Origin of the sequence: Pseudidiomarina sp. PP-1MA, assembly GCF_041200125.1 — a bacterium.
Taxonomy (GTDB): domain Bacteria; phylum Pseudomonadota; class Gammaproteobacteria; order Enterobacterales; family Alteromonadaceae; genus Pseudidiomarina; species Pseudidiomarina fusca.
Map to the genome: position 1 here is coordinate 1,377,212 of NZ_CP165718.1, position 14,868 is coordinate 1,392,079.

Here is a 14,868-nt window from a genome sequence, read left to right on the forward strand (position 1 = left end):
CATTAATTTTCTTGTATAACGTTAGGATCTAACACCACGATGTCAGCTAGCCTGCATGTCCCTACCAGCCCTGCAAAACCTGCAGCCGGTAACAAAGTTATCGTCGGAATGTCCGGCGGTGTGGATTCGTCTGTTTCTGCCTACTTGCTAATGCAGCAAGGCTATCAGGTAGAAGGCTTGTTTATGAAAAACTGGGAAGAAGACGATACCGACGAGTATTGTGCCGCCGCCAGTGATCTTGCCGATGCTGAAGCTGTATGTGCAACCTTAGGCATACCGTTACATACCGTTAATTTTGCCGCTGAATACTGGGATAATGTGTTTGAGTATTTTTTGGCGGAATATCGTGCCGGCCGCACCCCTAACCCGGACATCATGTGCAACAAAGAAATCAAATTCAAAGCCTTTTTAGAATTTGCTGCGGTTGCATTGGGTGCTGATTACATTGCTACTGGGCACTATGTGCGGCGCCGGGAACATGAAGGTAAATTTCAGCTGTTACGCGGGCTCGATAGCAACAAAGACCAAAGTTACTTTTTGTACACTCTTGCCCACAGCCATGTTGCACAAACGCTGTTTCCGGTGGGGGAACTAGAAAAGCCGGAAGTACGCAAAATTGCCGAACAACAAGGTTTAGTAACCGCAGACAAAAAAGACTCTACCGGAATTTGTTTTATTGGCGAGCGCAAATTCAAAGATTTTTTGCAGCAGTATTTGCCGGCTCAACCCGGCCCCATTGAATCTGTTGATGGGCACCATTTAGGGCAGCACGAAGGCTTGATGTATCACACCTTAGGGCAGCGTAAAGGCTTACACATAGGTGGGTTAGCAGATGCTGGCGACGAGCCTTGGTATGTGGTTGATAAAGATGTACAGCGTAACATCTTGGTCGTAGCCCAAGGTAAACATCATCCGCGCTTGTATTCAACAGGCTTAGTTGCCGGGCAACTGCATTGGGTTGACCGCGAGCAGCGGCAACAGCCGTTCACCTGTGTGGTGAAGACCCGTTATCGCCAGCAAGATATTCCTTGTACCGTAACGCCTCTTCCTGATGGCCGGATGCAAGTGGTATTTGACCAACCGGTAGCAGCAGTTACCCCTGGCCAATCAGCCGTATTTTATGCTGATGAGGTTTGTTTAGGTGGTGGCATTATTGAAGCTCGTTTAGCTGACCACGAGGTGTTGCTGTGAATGCATGGCAGCACCGAGTACTTGCACTTGCAGCCATTGCGCAAGCGATTGCGTTAGTGAAACAAATGGCACGGTTTGGTAGTTTTCGCCAGCCCCATTTCGCCAAAACCGTGCTAGATAGCGTACTCAATCAAAACCCTACCGACTTCACTGACTTGTATCCGCAACCGGCCGATTTGCAGTTGGGACTTGAGTATCTGCTGCTGCAAATTGGGCCTAGTCGGAATAAAGATGTAGAACTTACCCGCTACATGGTCGGAGTGCTAGCGCTGGAGCGCAAGCTCAACAAAAATCCAGCTGCATTGAAGACCTTAGGCGAGCGCTTAGCCCATATTGGTCGCCAACGGCATCAATTCCAGTTCTCTGACGATACAGTGATTACCAGTATGGCTGGTACTTACAGCGATGTTATCTCGCCTCTTGGGCCGCCATTAAAAATCAGTGGCAAGCAGGATGTACTACAACAACCTAGCGCCCAACACATGATCCGAGCCCTGCTGTTGGCTGCTATTCGCAATACAGTATTATGGCGTCAATACGGTGGTAAACGTCGACAATTTATTTTCTCGCGGCAGCGTATGGTTCGCGTTGCCCAACAATTACTTCGCGATATTCGTGAGCATTCGGAGCCCCAAGCATGATGAATTTAACTGCATTAACTGCCCTATCACCCGTAGATGGTCGCTATGGCAGCAAAGCCGCTGCGTTACGTCCCATCTTTAGTGAATACGGTTTAATTCGCCAACGCGTGATTGTAGAAGTTCGTTGGTTGCAGCAGTTAGCCGCTATCCCAGCCATTGCCGAAGTCCCTGCGCTGTCTGCTAGTGCCAACGAATTCCTAGAACAGTTGTTAGCAAACTTCAACGAACAGCATGCCGAACGTGTCAAAGAAATCGAACGTACCACCAATCATGATGTAAAAGCGGTCGAGTACTTCCTTAAAGAGCAAGTGGCAGACCACGCTGAACTAGCAGCGGTCAGTGAATTTATTCACTTTGCCTGCACCTCTGAGGATATCAATAACTTATCTCACGCGTTAATGCTTAAAGAAGCGCTAACGACTGTGATGGTGCCGGCTATGACTGAACTAACTCAGGCCATTAAAGGGTTAGCACAGCAGCATAAAAGTGTTCCCATGATGGCGCGTACCCACGGTCAACCAGCCACCCCAACCACCTTGGGTAAAGAAATGGCCAATGTGTATGTGCGCTTACAACGTCAGCTGGTACAGCTTCAACAAGTGCCATTACTCGGCAAAATCAATGGTGCGGTAGGTAATTACAATGCTCATTTGGCGGCCTATCCGGATGTTGATTGGCATCAAGTTGCAGCACAGTTTGTGACCTCACTTGGCTTAACCTTTAACGCTTATACTACCCAAATTGAACCGCACGATTACATTGCTGAATTGTTTGATTGCGTAGCGCGCTTCAATACCATTGTGATTGATTTTGATCGTGATGTTTGGGGTTACATTGCTCTTAACCACTTTAAACAGCGCACTATTGCTGGTGAAGTGGGTTCATCGACCATGCCGCACAAAGTGAATCCCATTGATTTTGAAAACTCTGAGGGTAACTTGGGCTTAGCTAATGCCGTGTTCCAACACTTGGCTGCTAAACTTCCAATCAGCCGTTGGCAACGTGATCTTACCGACTCTACCGTGTTACGTAACCTTGGAGTTGGCTTTGCCTATGCACTTATTGCTTATCAAGCGAGCTTGAAAGGCATCAGCAAATTAGAAGTTAATACGGCGCAACTAGCGGCTGAATTAGATCAAAACTGGGAGCTCTTAGCCGAGCCTATTCAAACCGTGATGCGTCGTTATGGTATTGAAAAACCGTACGAAAAACTCAAAGAACTCACTCGCGGTAAGCGTGTGGATCAGGTCGCCATGGCCGCATTTATCGACTCTTTAGCCTTGCCTGAGCAAGTTAAAGCAGACCTTAAGCTTCTCAGCCCTGCCAATTACATTGGTCGTGCGATTGCTTTCGTTGACGAGTTAGACGCATGAGTGATGTCGCCGCACTCACGTTAAATCTGAATAAAACTGAATTCTTACAGCAAGATTGGCAACAACGGCCGCGTTTATTTCGCGCGGCTTTTGCTGACTTTGAAGATTTGGTGGAAGCAGAAATTCTAGCCGGTTTAGCCTGCGAAGAAGCAGTTGATTCGCGCATCATTGAGAATCACCAAGGCAACTGGAATGTAGTTCATGGTCCTTTCGAGGCTTATGATGCGTTTGGTGAATCTGGTTGGACCTTACTGGTGCAATCCGTAAATGAATGGATTCCTGAAGTACAACAGCTGATAGCTCCGTTTCGGTTTTTACCGGATTGGCGCATTGACGATGTGATGATTAGTTTCGCTACTGAAGGTGGCGGTGTTGGTCCGCATCTAGACCAGTACGATGTTTTCATCATTCAAGGGCAAGGTCGTCGCCATTGGCGTGTTGGCGAGCGTGTTGTTGGCGCCGAAGAACATTGCCCTCATCCAGATTTAAAACAGCTCGCACAACCTTTTACAGCACTCATTGATGCTGTATTAGAGCCGGGTGATATGCTTTATATTCCTGCGGGTTGCCCGCATGAAGGCATTGCTCTGGAACCTAGCCTAAATTACTCGGTTGGATTTCGGGCACAAAATAGCGCTGAATTAACCACTGCAGTCTGTGATCACCTCTTAAATAGTTCAGCCAAATTAGCTCGTTACCGTGATCCCCACAGCGATGACTACGGAGCTCCCTATCAAGTGAGCCAAAGTCGCTTAGACCATTTGCGTGAATTTGCCCTCAGCCAACTTACCCAGTTGGATTGGGATAGCGCATTGATGGCGGTATTATCCACCAGTAAGCGTCCGTTACCTCAACCTGAAGCTGCCCCGAGCGAAGAGGAATTACAGTTTTGCTTGGCTAACCAAGAACCCCTGCTGCTGTGTCGCACGCCAGGTGCTCGTATTCTGTTGGGTCCCGATGGGCATTGTTACAGCAACGGCGAGCAACTTGCCTTAACTGATACCAACCGGCCTTTTGCTGAATATTTAGCGGGACAGTGGCAAGATCTAGAATTAGCTGAGTTAACAACAACCAGTAACTTGGATTGGCAACACCCAGCAGCCTTGCAGCTGCTGAGTGAGCTTATACAGATGGGCGTATTTTACTTAGTTGATGCGAGCGACGAGGATACCGACGAACAGCACGCTTAAGCGTGCTGTTGCCATAATTTTTCGTCTTCAAACACATCATACAACTGCTCAGCGCGGTTCACTAAGTAGTTAGCATAGTTAAGCTGTTGCCGATCGCCTTGTGCTTGGTGAGCTACAACTTCAGCTTTTACTTGCCATTGCAACGAAAAATGACGCGTTGCATCGCGCGCGTCTTTGGCATTTTTGCCAGCGGCTAAATCTGTGGGTACGTCACCATTAATCACCCAAACTTCTTTTTTGTCTTGGGTTTGGAATTTCCACACGGCCACAATAGGGGCAATGTAACGACTTTCTTTGGTTAGCACGCGCTCAGTAATAATGCCTTGTTCAGCGAGAAATTTATTGGCCGCTTGAAAATGTTCACGTACCCAAGTGGTACGTTGCTCGTCGGTTAACTGGTCCGGAGATTGTGGGGTTGATGGTTCGGCCATACTGCTTGGTCCTTTTGTCTGTTTTTATCAATTTGTTGTTAGACGTTCACTAGGTGAACTAGCAACTCAGATTATCACTGATCGGAGTTGTGCTGGCTACCTACCCTAACAATACTACGCAGATTTGTTACAAACGCAATCATTTCAACTGGGTAATATTTGGTTGCAAAAGTTTACGTTTACGTTAACGTTTTATTTCCGCAATTCACTGGTGAAATACCTAGCAAAGTGATATTGTTCGCGCAATTTTTGGGATGAACGAGGATTACCTAGAATGTCTCTATTCGAACACAAAGAGTTCGACCAACACGAACAAGTCGTGTTTTGTCATGATAAAGAAACCGGCTTAAAAGCGATTATTGCTATCCACGACACCACCTTAGGTCCAAGCTTAGGCGGTACCCGCTTGTGGAACTACGCCTCGTCAGCTGAAGCCTTAACCGACGTGCTGCGCTTATCGCGCGGTATGACTTATAAAAGTGCGATGGCCGGTTTGCCATTAGGCGGCGGTAAAGCAGTTATTATTGGTGATGCTAAAACCATTAAAACGCCTGAGTTAATGCGTGCCTATGGTCGTTTCGTTAATTCTTTAAGTGGCCGCTATATCACTGCTGAGGATGTTAATATCCGCACCAGCGATATTGCTTACGTTGCTGAAGAAACTAACTTTGTCGCAGGAACCGCAGAGAAAGCCGGTGATCCATCACCTCACACTGCACTAGGTACCTATTTAGGCCTAAAAGCAGCAGCTAAACATAAGTTCGGTAGTGATAATCTACAAGGCTTAAAAATTGCTGTGCAAGGCTTGGGCGCGGTAGGCTACGATTTCGCTGAATATTGCCATAAAGAAGGCGCACAGCTGTTCGTTACCGATATTAATGAAGAAGCATGTGCCCGTGCAGCGCAAGAGCTTAATGCCACTGTTGTCGGTTTAGACGAAATTTATGGATTAGATGTTGATGTCTATTCACCTTGTGCCCTAGGTGCCACCGTAAATGACGACACTCTGAAACAAATCAAAGCCAAGGTTATTGCTGGCAGCGCCAACAACCAGTTAGCAACGCCAGCCCACGACCAGGTGGTGATGGATATGGGTATTCTGTATGCACCAGATTACGTTATTAACGCCGGTGGTGTGATTCACGTTTGTAGCGAAGCTGCTAACATGAGCCGCGCTGAAACCGACCAGCGTGTGCGTGACATCTACGATACGCTAGATAAGATCTTTGCCCGTTCAGCAGCTGAGAAACGTCCAACTGGACAAATCGCGGATCAAATGGCACAAGAAATTATCGCTGACGCGAAAGCCGCTAAAACTGCAGGTTAATTACCTGCAGTTTGCTGCTAGCCACTGCAGCGGGTGTAATGCCCGCTTGCTGGGGCTGTGGCGTTCTACTTGACTACGACAAGAAAACCCCGTCGCCAAGGTTACCACCTCTCGCTCAACCTTGTTACGCCAACTCAAATCGTACAGCTTGGTACTAATAGCTTGATTATTGCTTTCATGGCCAAAGGTTCCGGCCATACCACAACACCCCGTATTAGCCATCGCTAAAGGTATCTGCCATAGCGCAAAAATTTGTTGCCATTCACTGGCAGCCTTAGGCATGGCGGTTTGCTCGGTACAGTGGGTGAGCAATTGCAAATCTAAGTTAGGCGTAGCTACTGCTACGCGCTCCACCCTACTAGGTAGTACATCAAGCAACCAAGTTTGACTCAATTGCACCTGATAGTTTAGCGGCTCAGTGAGCACGCTACGGTATTCGTCGTGTAAACAAAGTACGGTAGATGCATCTAAACCTACCATGGGTAACTGCAGTTGACTGACGTGATTAAGCTGTTTTGCTACACGGTTGGCAGTTTTAGCAAAATCTTTTAAATAGCCTTTTACATGCTGGGCCTTACCGTTACCGGCAAAGCGCAACAAGATCGGCTGAAAGCCAAGATGGCTAGCTAAAGTACCAAATGCCTCCACCAGTTCTGCTTCATAAAAACTAGTAAAAGGGTCTTGTACCACAACCACAATGTTGTCGCGCTGTGCGCTGGTCAAGGTAGTCACATGCGCGGTCAATTGCTGCTCATCCATGCTCAACCATTGGCGTTGTTGCCAACGCTTATGGAGCGTAGGTACCGACAATTTAGGTGCGTCCACATAGCCGAACCAACGCTTAGTTACCCATCTGCTGAAACTATTGTGTGTCAGCCAATTGGCTAGCCGTGGCGCTCGCGCTAAGCCACTGGCAAACGACTCAACTTGTTTCACTAAGAAGTCTTTAGCTGGACGCCGATATTTATGATGATACCACTCTAGAAACCGCGCCCGAAACGCTGGCACATCAACTTTTACCGGACACTGACTAGCACAAGCTTTACAGGCTAGACAGCTATCCATCGCAGCTTTTACTTCGTGATTAAAATCATCCGCAAAGGCCCCTGCAACAGCTTTCATGGGGTGCCATTTGGCAGCTGGTGGTTGGCTTGCATCAAACCCGTGTTCGGCGTTAAGTCGCAGCCATTCACGAATTAACGTGGCACGGCCTTTAGGTGAGAAACGTCTGTCACCGGTAGCTTTAAACGACGGACACATCGCTGAATCGGCATCGTAATTAAAGCACAAGCCATTACCATTACAGTTCAGCGCCGGCTGATAACTCTCCTGCACATGAATGGGAATTTGTCGATCATAAAAACCACGTTTGGTAGCATCGACGGATACTAAACTCGCTGAGGTTCCCCACGGGGTACAAATCTTGCCCGGATTAAGACGGTTATCAGGGTCAAATACAGCTTTAAGCTTCTGTAGCTCTTGATAGAGTTCTTCGCCAAAAAACTTTGGCGCATACTCAGAGCGGTAGCCTTTACCGTGTTCGCCCCACATCAAGCCACCGTACTTGGCGGTTAGTGCGGCTACTTGATCACTGATTTTTCTAAGTAACTGCTCGTCATCGGGATTGGTCATGTCGAGCGCTGGACGCACATGCAACACCCCTGCATCTACGTGGCCAAACATGCCATAATGCAGTTGCTCGCGATCGAGAATGGCACGAAACTCTAAAATAAAGTCAGCCAAATGCTCGGGCGGGACTGCCGTATCTTCGGCGAACGCAACAGGTTTACGGCGGCCTTTGGTAGCCCCTAACAGGCCGACGGCTTTCTTGCGCATGGCATAAATATTTTGAATACTCTTGCCATCGGCACAAACCTGATAGCCAATAATGCCCTGCTCTGGTTGGTTAGCGATCAAGTGCTCAAGCTGCTGGCAAAGAGACGCTACTTTGTCATCGATATCCGCTTTCGCAACCGCAGTAAATTCAACCATATTAATGCCGCGCATCGGCTTATCGGCGACATCTTCTAGTTGGCTAGCAACTTGATGCCAAATAATATCATTGCGGGCTAAATCTAAAACGTTGCTATCAATGGTTTCCACTGAAGTAGCACGCGCCTGCACTAAGGCTGGGGCATGCCGCAGAGCCGATTGAAAATCATCATACTTAACATTAACCAACACCTTGTGCTGCGGAATCAAGGTTAAGTTCAGTTTAGCCTCAACGATGATCGCAAGCGTTCCTTCAGAGCCGGCTAAAAGCCTTGAAAGGTCAATGAGTTGTCGGTCTTCATCATAGCAATGCTTGAGATCGTAGCCGGTTAAAAATCGATTTAAAGGCGGGAATTTTGCATCTATCGCGGCCCGTTTATCAACGCAAGTCGCTAGAACTTGTCGATAAATGGCAGCTTCTAAGGTCTCTCCACGAGCTTTTTCTTGCGCTTGTTGCAGGCTTATTGGCGCTGTGTGTAGCACCTCGCCATTAAGTAAAACTGCACGCAATTCTAAGATGTGATCACTGGTTTTACCATACACTAGTGAGCCTTGTCCGGAGGCATCGGTATTGATCATGCCGCCAATCGTGGCGCGATTACTGGTAGATAAATCAGGACTAAAAAAATAGCCGTGCGGCCTCACTGCGTCGTTTAACGCATCTTTAACCACACCGCTTTGACAGCGTACCCAAGCCCGTTCTGGGTCAATCTCTAACACCTGATTAAAGTAGCGGCTTAAATCGATAACAATGCCAGCCGTTAACGACTGCCCGTTGGTACCAGTACCGCCGCCTCGAGGCGTAAATTGAATACTTCTGAACGCAGCTTGCTGCGCCAGTTGAAAGGCTTGTTGCAGTGCTGCTTGCGTCCGAGGATACAGCACCGCTTGCGGCAATTGTTGATAGACGCTGTTATCAGTAGCCGCAATCAAGCGGCCACTGTAGGAGCCATCGATATCGCCGTCAAACTGGGCGCGTTCTAGTTCTAATAAGTAGGCCTGATAAACACTTTGCATGCGTTGTTGACGCCGTTCATAGGCTGCATAACTAGGTAACTCGTTAACTACTTGAACCATAACGCGCACTGTTCCTTTATTAAGGCTATTGGGGCCTACTTAACCGTGGTGTTCCGCTAGATACAACCAAGTTTCGACAACAGTATCAGGATTCAATGACACTGAATCTATCCCCTGTTCAACCAACCAAGCAGCAAAATCCGCATGATCCGAAGGGCCTTGGCCACAGATACCCACGTATTTGCCTTTGCGCTTAGCCGCTTGAATAGCCATAGCTAGCATGGCTTTTACCGCTTCATCGCGCTCATCAAAAAGATGAGCAATCACACCAGAATCTCGGTCTAAGCCCAAAGTTAACTGAGTTAAATCATTAGAACCGATAGAGAAACCATCAAAAATATCCAAGAACTGATCCGCTAGTAAGGCATTTGATGGTAGTTCACACATCATGATCACTCGTAAGCCACGCTCACCTTGCACCAGTCCTTGCTCGGCTAAGAGTTCAATGACTTTACGGCCTTCCTCTAAGGTACGCACAAACGGGATCATCACCTCAACGTTAGTAAGGCCCATTTCATCGCGCACTCGTTTGATCGCTTCACACTCCATCGCAAAGCATTCACGGAATTCCGTTGAGATATAACGTGATGCCCCGCGGAAACCAAGCATGGGGTTTTCTTCGTGCGGCTCATACTGGCGGCCGCCAACGAGATTAGCGTATTCGTTAGATTTAAAATCAGACATACGAACAATCACCCGCTCAGGTGAGAATGCCGCTGCCAAGGTCGCAATACCCTCAGTAAGCTTGCCCACGTAGTACTCACGAGGGCTCTCGTAACCAGCCATATAGCCGCGAATTTGCTCTTGTAATTCAGGCGTTTGCTGATCAAAATTCAGCAAGGCTTTAGGATGCACACCAATCATTCGATTGATGATGAATTCTAACCGTGCCAAGCCAACGCCCGCATGCGGCAAGCTAGCAAAGTCAAAGGCGCGGTCTGGGTTACCGACGTTCATCATGATTTTTAATGGCAACGCTGGCATGTCACCTACATCAGATGTGGTTACGGCAAAATCTAACGCGCCTGAATAAATGTAACCGGTATCACCTTCGGCACAGGACACAGTAACTTCGCTACCAGCGGCAATGCGATCGGTGGCATCACCACAACCCACCACTGCCGGAATACCTAACTCACGCGCAATAATAGCTGCGTGACAGGTACGGCCACCACGATTGGTTACAATCGCCGCTGCCCGCTTCATAATAGGTTCCCAATCTGGGTCAGTCATGTCGGTTACTAAAACATCACCAGGTTGCACTTTATCCATTTCGGAAATATCGGTGAGCACGCGAGCCACACCAGCGCCAATTTTTTGACCAATGGCACGACCTTCGGCCACCACACTACTTTTAGTCTTCAGCGCATAGCGCTCTAGCGCTTGGCCGGTTTTATTCGACTGCACCGTTTCTGGGCGCGCTTGAACAATGTAGAGCTTGCCATCGATACCATCTTTGGCCCATTCGATATCCATTGGACGGCCGTAATGCTGCTCGATGATAACGGCTTGTCTTGCTAGGGCTTCAACTTCGGCATCGCTAATCGAAAATTGTTGAGCTTGCTGAGGTGCTACGTCAACGATACTCACTTGTTTACCGTGAGCGGTGGCATCTGAGTAAATCATCTGCACTTTTTTGCTGCCAAGGTTACGGCGCAGCACTGCTTTGCGACCCGCTTTCAGGGTAGGCTTATGCACATAAAACTCATCTGGGTTGACTGCACCTTGCACAACCATTTCGCCTAAACCATAAGATGAGGTAATAAAGACCACTTGATCAAAACCTGATTCAGTATCAATCGAGAACATTACCCCAGAGGCAGCGATATCACTGCGCACCATACGTTGAATCCCGGCTGACAGAGCAACGCCGCGATGGTCATAGCCTTGGTGTACGCGATAAGAAATAGCGCGGTCATTGAATAACGATGCGAACACGTGTTTGATGGCTTCCATGATGGCATCAATACCACGTACGTTTAGAAAGGTTTCTTGCTGGCCGGCAAATGAGGCATCCGGCATATCTTCAGCTGTAGCTGAGCTGCGCACCGCAAAGCTAACTTCTGCGTTGCCACCACTCAGCTCCTGATAGGCAGCTCGAATCGCTTGATCTAACTCAGGCTGGAATGGCGTTTCTATCACCCATTGGCGAATTTGCTTGCCCGCCTCGGCTAAGGCTTTAACATCATCGGTATCGAGCGTATCTAAAATAGCGTGAATACGTTCGTTTACCCCACTTTGCTCGAGAAACTCGTTAAAAGCTTCTGCTGTGGTTGCAAATCCGTTTGGCACATCGACCCCGGCTCCGGCTAGGTGACTAATCATTTCACCTAAAGAAGCGTTTTTACCGCCAACACGGCCGACATCATTCATTCCTAGCTGATCATACCAAAGCACATAGTCTTGTACGTTGTTCTGCACGTTGAGTTCCTCGTGAGGTTTTAGGCGTGACACAGTTACATTTTTGTAACTGTCCGAATGGCTTTATATTTTACACACTGGGGGGCAACAAGTTAACATCTTATGTACTTTTATCTGCTAGGAATTTGCCCTTTATGCGCACAATCTTTTACATCTCAGACGGTACGGCGCTAACCGCTGAGGCTTTTGGCCGCGCTATGCTGTCGATGTTTCCTTTAAAAGTGGTTCATAAAACCCTTGCTTTTATTGATACGGAAGCAAAAGCAACAGCTGCGGTCAACAAAATTAATCAGGCTTACGCAGACTCTGGCGAACGTCCTGTCATCTTTCACACCTTTGTCAGTATCGACATTAAACGTATCATCATGTCCAGCCAAGGCAGTTGCTATGACTTCTTAGATTATTTTGTGACTCCCCTCAGTAAAGAGCTTGGGATTCCAGCCCAACCCAAAACCCATCGCACCCATGGTATTCAAGAAGATACTGGCGTACGCGAAAACTACGATTTTCGGATTGATGCGGTGAATTATAGTCTAGCTAACGATGATGGTAGTAACGTCGCGAATTACGACGAGGCTGATATCATTCTGCTGGGCGTTTCTCGTACCGGTAAAACCCCTACCAGCCTTTACTTAGCCCTGCATTATGGCATTAAAGCGGCGAACTACCCGTTAACCGAAGATGACAATATGGAAAACTTGCAACTACCTAAGGTGTTAAAACCCCATCGTCATAAAATATTTGGTTTAACCTTAGACCCACAACGGTTACACGAAATACGCAGCAAGCGCCGTGAAGGAAGCACCTATGCGTCATTGCCGCAGTGTCGATTTGAATTGCAGGAAGTAGAAAAAATGTACCGCCGTGAAGCCATTCCATTTTTGGATTCAACGCGCTTTTCGGTAGAAGAGATCGCCGCTAAAATTTTGGCCGAGACCAATATAGAAAGACACCGGTTTTAACCCGGTGTCTTGCTATTTATCACGCTTTACATTTCTTGTTCGGCACGCACGTTGGTGCTTTCAAAGATTTTATCTGCAGAAGCAGCAACAAAGCCGGTATAAAGGCGGTTAGGAGCTATTTCGTAGCGTTTAGCAAACTCGTAAAAGCAACTAGGAATGGTTTTTTCCATATCGCTAAAGCGCACTAACGTATGGTCTGCTAGCGTTGACGACTGCTCTAAAAACACTTCTTTTGAACCTTTAATCTCGCCGCCTGAAGTATTCAGTTTAAATCCCGCTTCTTTCAAAGTTTGATTAACTTGCTCGAGCGATTGATAATCAGGTAACTCATTCACGTTTACGGTGAAGTGATTGGCGCGATAACCAAAGGCCGCCATCCAAGCTGCATATTCACTCTCAGCTAAGAGCTGTTCGTAGTCAGTACTGCTGATTTGCCAATGGGCACCCGAATACAAGAAGTCTGGGCTGGCCACGGCTGCCGGATCAATTTGCGCAACCAGATTGCGCACAATGGTTTGCAGCGAGTCAGAGAATTCTTCCACTAATAACTCTGAAATGAAGATTTTAGGTAGCGCCGGATTGCTATGCTCGTAATGCTTAGCAACCAACTTTTTGGCCTCAAAATGATAATCTTCACAAGCACGATAGCCCATTGCCTCAAAGTGCTGAGCCAAAGTTGCTAAGCGTACTGGCGCGATATTAAAGGTACGAAAGGCAACATGGTCATTAATAATTTCACGACCTTTGCCCAGTACCTCATGAACCTTTGCTGCAGATGGCGTCAACTTAATATAGTCTTGCCATAAGTTATTAAAAAATTCAGTAACTTGCTCTGTAGTCTCAACTTGTGCCTGTGACATATACTGCTTTAACCTCGAAAATGTCAAAAAATTTAACCGCGACCTTGGCGCGCTTCTTTCAATGAATCAGCGACTAAAAAGGCTAACTCTAACACTTGATCAGCATTTAACCGCGGGTCGCACTGGGTACGATAGCGCTGTGTTAAGTCTTTTTCACTGATTTGATATGCGCCGCCGGTACACTCGGTAACGTCTTCGCCCGTCATTTCTAAATGCACCCCACCGGGGTAAGTGCCTTCCGCCTGATGCACGGCAAAAAACTGTCGCAATTCTTGGTGAATCGCATCAAAGTTACGAGTTTTCAAACCGTTATCAGCCTTCACCGTGTTGCCATGCATAGGATCGCTCGACCACACCACATGACGGCCTTCGGCTTTTACTTTGCGCACCAGATGCGGCAATGCTTCGGCCAGATTATTAGCGCCCATCCGAGTGATCAGAGTCATCCGGCCGGCTTCATTATCTGGGTTAAGCACATCCAACAATCGGATCACATCATCAGGCTTGGTGGTTGGACCTATTTTAACACCGACTGGGTTATGAATGCCACGCATAAACTCTACGTGAGCGTGATCTAATTGACGCGTGCGCTCGCCTATCCAAACCATGTGAGCCGAACAATCATAGGGCAAGCCAGTAAGCGTATCGGTACGGGTTAAAGCTTCTTCGTACGGCAATAACAAAGCCTCATGCGAAGTGAACAGCTGCGTTTCGTGAATGGTGGCATTAGTAGCCGAGGTGATCCCCAACACTTCCATAAACTTCAGCGCTGATTGAATTTGTTCCGCTACTTGTAAGTATTGTTCTTTAAGTGGATTAGCTGCCACAAAGCTCATATTCCATTTATGCACCTTGTGCAAATCAGCAAGACCACCCTGCGCAAAAGCACGCAATAAATTCAAAGTTGCAGCTGAATGATGATAAGCCTGCAACATCCGTTGCGGATCAGCAATCCGTTGGCCTTCGTTAAAATCAACCCCATTAATAATATCACCGCGATAAATCGGCAGTTCTACGCCGTCTTGGATCTCGGTGTCGCTAGAGCGCGGTTTAGCATATTGGCCAGCCATGCGAGCAACTTTGGTCACCGGGCATGAGCCAGCAAAGGTCATGACGATCGCCATCTGTAGAATCACCTTGAAGGTGTCGCGGATTTTCGGCGCGGTGAAATCACTGAAGCTCTCGGCACAATCGCCACCTTGCAGCAAAAAGCCCTGGCCCAAGCTCACTTGGGCCAACTGTTTGCGTAGGGCTCGAATTTCTTCGGCAAAAACCAACGGCGGAAAACTTTTTAATTGCTGTTCTACCTGCTGCAATTGTTGCGCCGAAGGATACTGCGGTTGCTGCTGAATTGGTTTATCCCGCCAGCTACGGGCACTCCAATGGGTCATTCTCTTTCCTAT

General features: G+C 47.7%; 11 protein-coding genes. 6 read left to right on the forward strand and 5 right to left on the reverse strand.

What is annotated here, in order from left to right; all coding sequences use genetic code 11:
• Window positions 1-39 precede the first annotated feature (39 nt).
• From mnmA to AB8S08_RS06625, 4 genes are read left to right on the forward strand one after another with little or no spacing between them, the layout of a single operon-like run.
• Entirely contained in the window at window positions 40-1,191 is a 1,152-nt protein-coding gene (mnmA, locus tag AB8S08_RS06610) for a tRNA 2-thiouridine(34) synthase MnmA (RefSeq protein WP_369742262.1), read from the forward strand.
• Entirely contained in the window at window positions 1,188-1,832 is a 645-nt protein-coding gene (hflD, locus tag AB8S08_RS06615; RefSeq protein ID WP_153825657.1) for a high frequency lysogenization protein HflD, read from the forward strand. Before mnmA ends, hflD begins: the two co-directional genes overlap by 4 nt.
• Window positions 1,832-3,205, forward strand: a complete 1,374-nt coding sequence (purB, locus tag AB8S08_RS06620) for an adenylosuccinate lyase (protein ID WP_110075204.1) — start codon at window positions 1,832-1,834, stop codon at window positions 3,203-3,205. The genes hflD and purB overlap by 1 nt, the downstream gene beginning before the upstream one ends.
• Window positions 3,202-4,395 carry a cupin domain-containing protein gene (locus tag AB8S08_RS06625; protein ID WP_369742263.1) on the forward strand — a complete coding sequence of 398 codons (1,194 nt, stop codon included), beginning with the start codon at window positions 3,202-3,204 and terminating at the stop codon, window positions 4,393-4,395. The genes purB and AB8S08_RS06625 overlap by 4 nt, the downstream gene beginning before the upstream one ends.
• On the opposite strand, the gene AB8S08_RS06630 is transcribed toward AB8S08_RS06625, so the two are convergent.
• Window positions 4,392-4,826, reverse strand: coding sequence for a DUF4826 family protein (locus AB8S08_RS06630; protein WP_110075117.1), 435 nt, complete (start codon window positions 4,824-4,826; stop codon window positions 4,392-4,394). The genes AB8S08_RS06625 and AB8S08_RS06630 overlap by 4 nt on opposite strands.
• A 274-nt stretch (window positions 4,827-5,100) precedes the next feature.
• On the opposite strand from AB8S08_RS06630, the gene AB8S08_RS06635 reads away from it, so the two are divergent.
• On the forward strand, window positions 5,101-6,153 hold the full coding sequence (locus AB8S08_RS06635; protein WP_369742264.1) for a Glu/Leu/Phe/Val dehydrogenase dimerization domain-containing protein: 1,053 nt from the start codon (window positions 5,101-5,103) through the stop codon (window positions 6,151-6,153).
• On the opposite strand, the gene AB8S08_RS06640 is transcribed toward AB8S08_RS06635, so the two are convergent.
• A complete protein-coding gene (locus AB8S08_RS06640; RefSeq protein ID WP_369742265.1) occupies window positions 6,154-9,222 on the reverse strand; it encodes an FAD-binding and (Fe-S)-binding domain-containing protein in 3,069 nt (1,022 codons plus the stop codon).
• A 39-nt stretch (window positions 9,223-9,261) separates the two neighbouring features.
• Entirely contained in the window at window positions 9,262-11,643 is a 2,382-nt protein-coding gene (gene ppsA / locus AB8S08_RS06645; RefSeq protein ID WP_369742266.1) for a phosphoenolpyruvate synthase, read from the reverse strand.
• A gap of 134 nt (window positions 11,644-11,777) precedes the next feature.
• Between ppsA and AB8S08_RS06650 the strand changes: the two genes are divergently transcribed.
• Window positions 11,778-12,605 carry a pyruvate, water dikinase regulatory protein gene (locus AB8S08_RS06650; protein ID WP_110075119.1) on the forward strand — a complete coding sequence of 276 codons (828 nt, stop codon included), beginning with the start codon at window positions 11,778-11,780 and terminating at the stop codon, window positions 12,603-12,605.
• Window positions 12,606-12,631: 26 nt separating this feature from the next.
• Here AB8S08_RS06650 and AB8S08_RS06655 read toward each other — a convergent pair whose 3' ends face one another.
• Together AB8S08_RS06655 and AB8S08_RS06660 are read right to left on the reverse strand one after the other, a co-directional pair.
• Entirely contained in the window at window positions 12,632-13,465 is an 834-nt protein-coding gene (locus AB8S08_RS06655) for a DUF1338 domain-containing protein (RefSeq protein WP_369742267.1), read from the reverse strand.
• Between the two features lie 32 nt (window positions 13,466-13,497).
• Window positions 13,498-14,856 carry a class II 3-deoxy-7-phosphoheptulonate synthase gene (locus tag AB8S08_RS06660; protein WP_369742268.1) on the reverse strand — a complete coding sequence of 453 codons (1,359 nt, stop codon included), beginning with the start codon at window positions 14,854-14,856 and terminating at the stop codon, window positions 13,498-13,500.
• Window positions 14,857-14,868: the final 12 nt, after the last annotated feature.

Coding starts and splice junctions, on each gene's coding strand:
- AB8S08_RS06625 (WP_369742263.1), top strand. CDS start 3,202: ATGAGTGATGTCGCCGCACTCACGTTAAATCTGAATAAAACTGAATTC.
- AB8S08_RS06635 (WP_369742264.1), top strand. CDS start 5,101: ATGTCTCTATTCGAACACAAAGAGTTCGACCAACACGAACAAGTCGTG.
- AB8S08_RS06630 (WP_110075117.1), bottom strand. CDS start 4,826: ATGGCCGAACCATCAACCCCACAATCTCCGGACCAGTTAACCGACGAG.
- purB (WP_110075204.1), top strand. CDS start 1,832: ATGAATTTAACTGCATTAACTGCCCTATCACCCGTAGATGGTCGCTAT.
- AB8S08_RS06655 (WP_369742267.1), bottom strand. CDS start 13,465: ATGTCACAGGCACAAGTTGAGACTACAGAGCAAGTTACTGAATTTTTT.
- AB8S08_RS06650 (WP_110075119.1), top strand. CDS start 11,778: ATGCGCACAATCTTTTACATCTCAGACGGTACGGCGCTAACCGCTGAG.
- AB8S08_RS06660 (WP_369742268.1), bottom strand. CDS start 14,856: ATGACCCATTGGAGTGCCCGTAGCTGGCGGGATAAACCAATTCAGCAG.
- AB8S08_RS06640 (WP_369742265.1), bottom strand. CDS start 9,222: ATGGTTCAAGTAGTTAACGAGTTACCTAGTTATGCAGCCTATGAACGG.
- mnmA (WP_369742262.1), top strand. CDS start 40: ATGTCAGCTAGCCTGCATGTCCCTACCAGCCCTGCAAAACCTGCAGCC.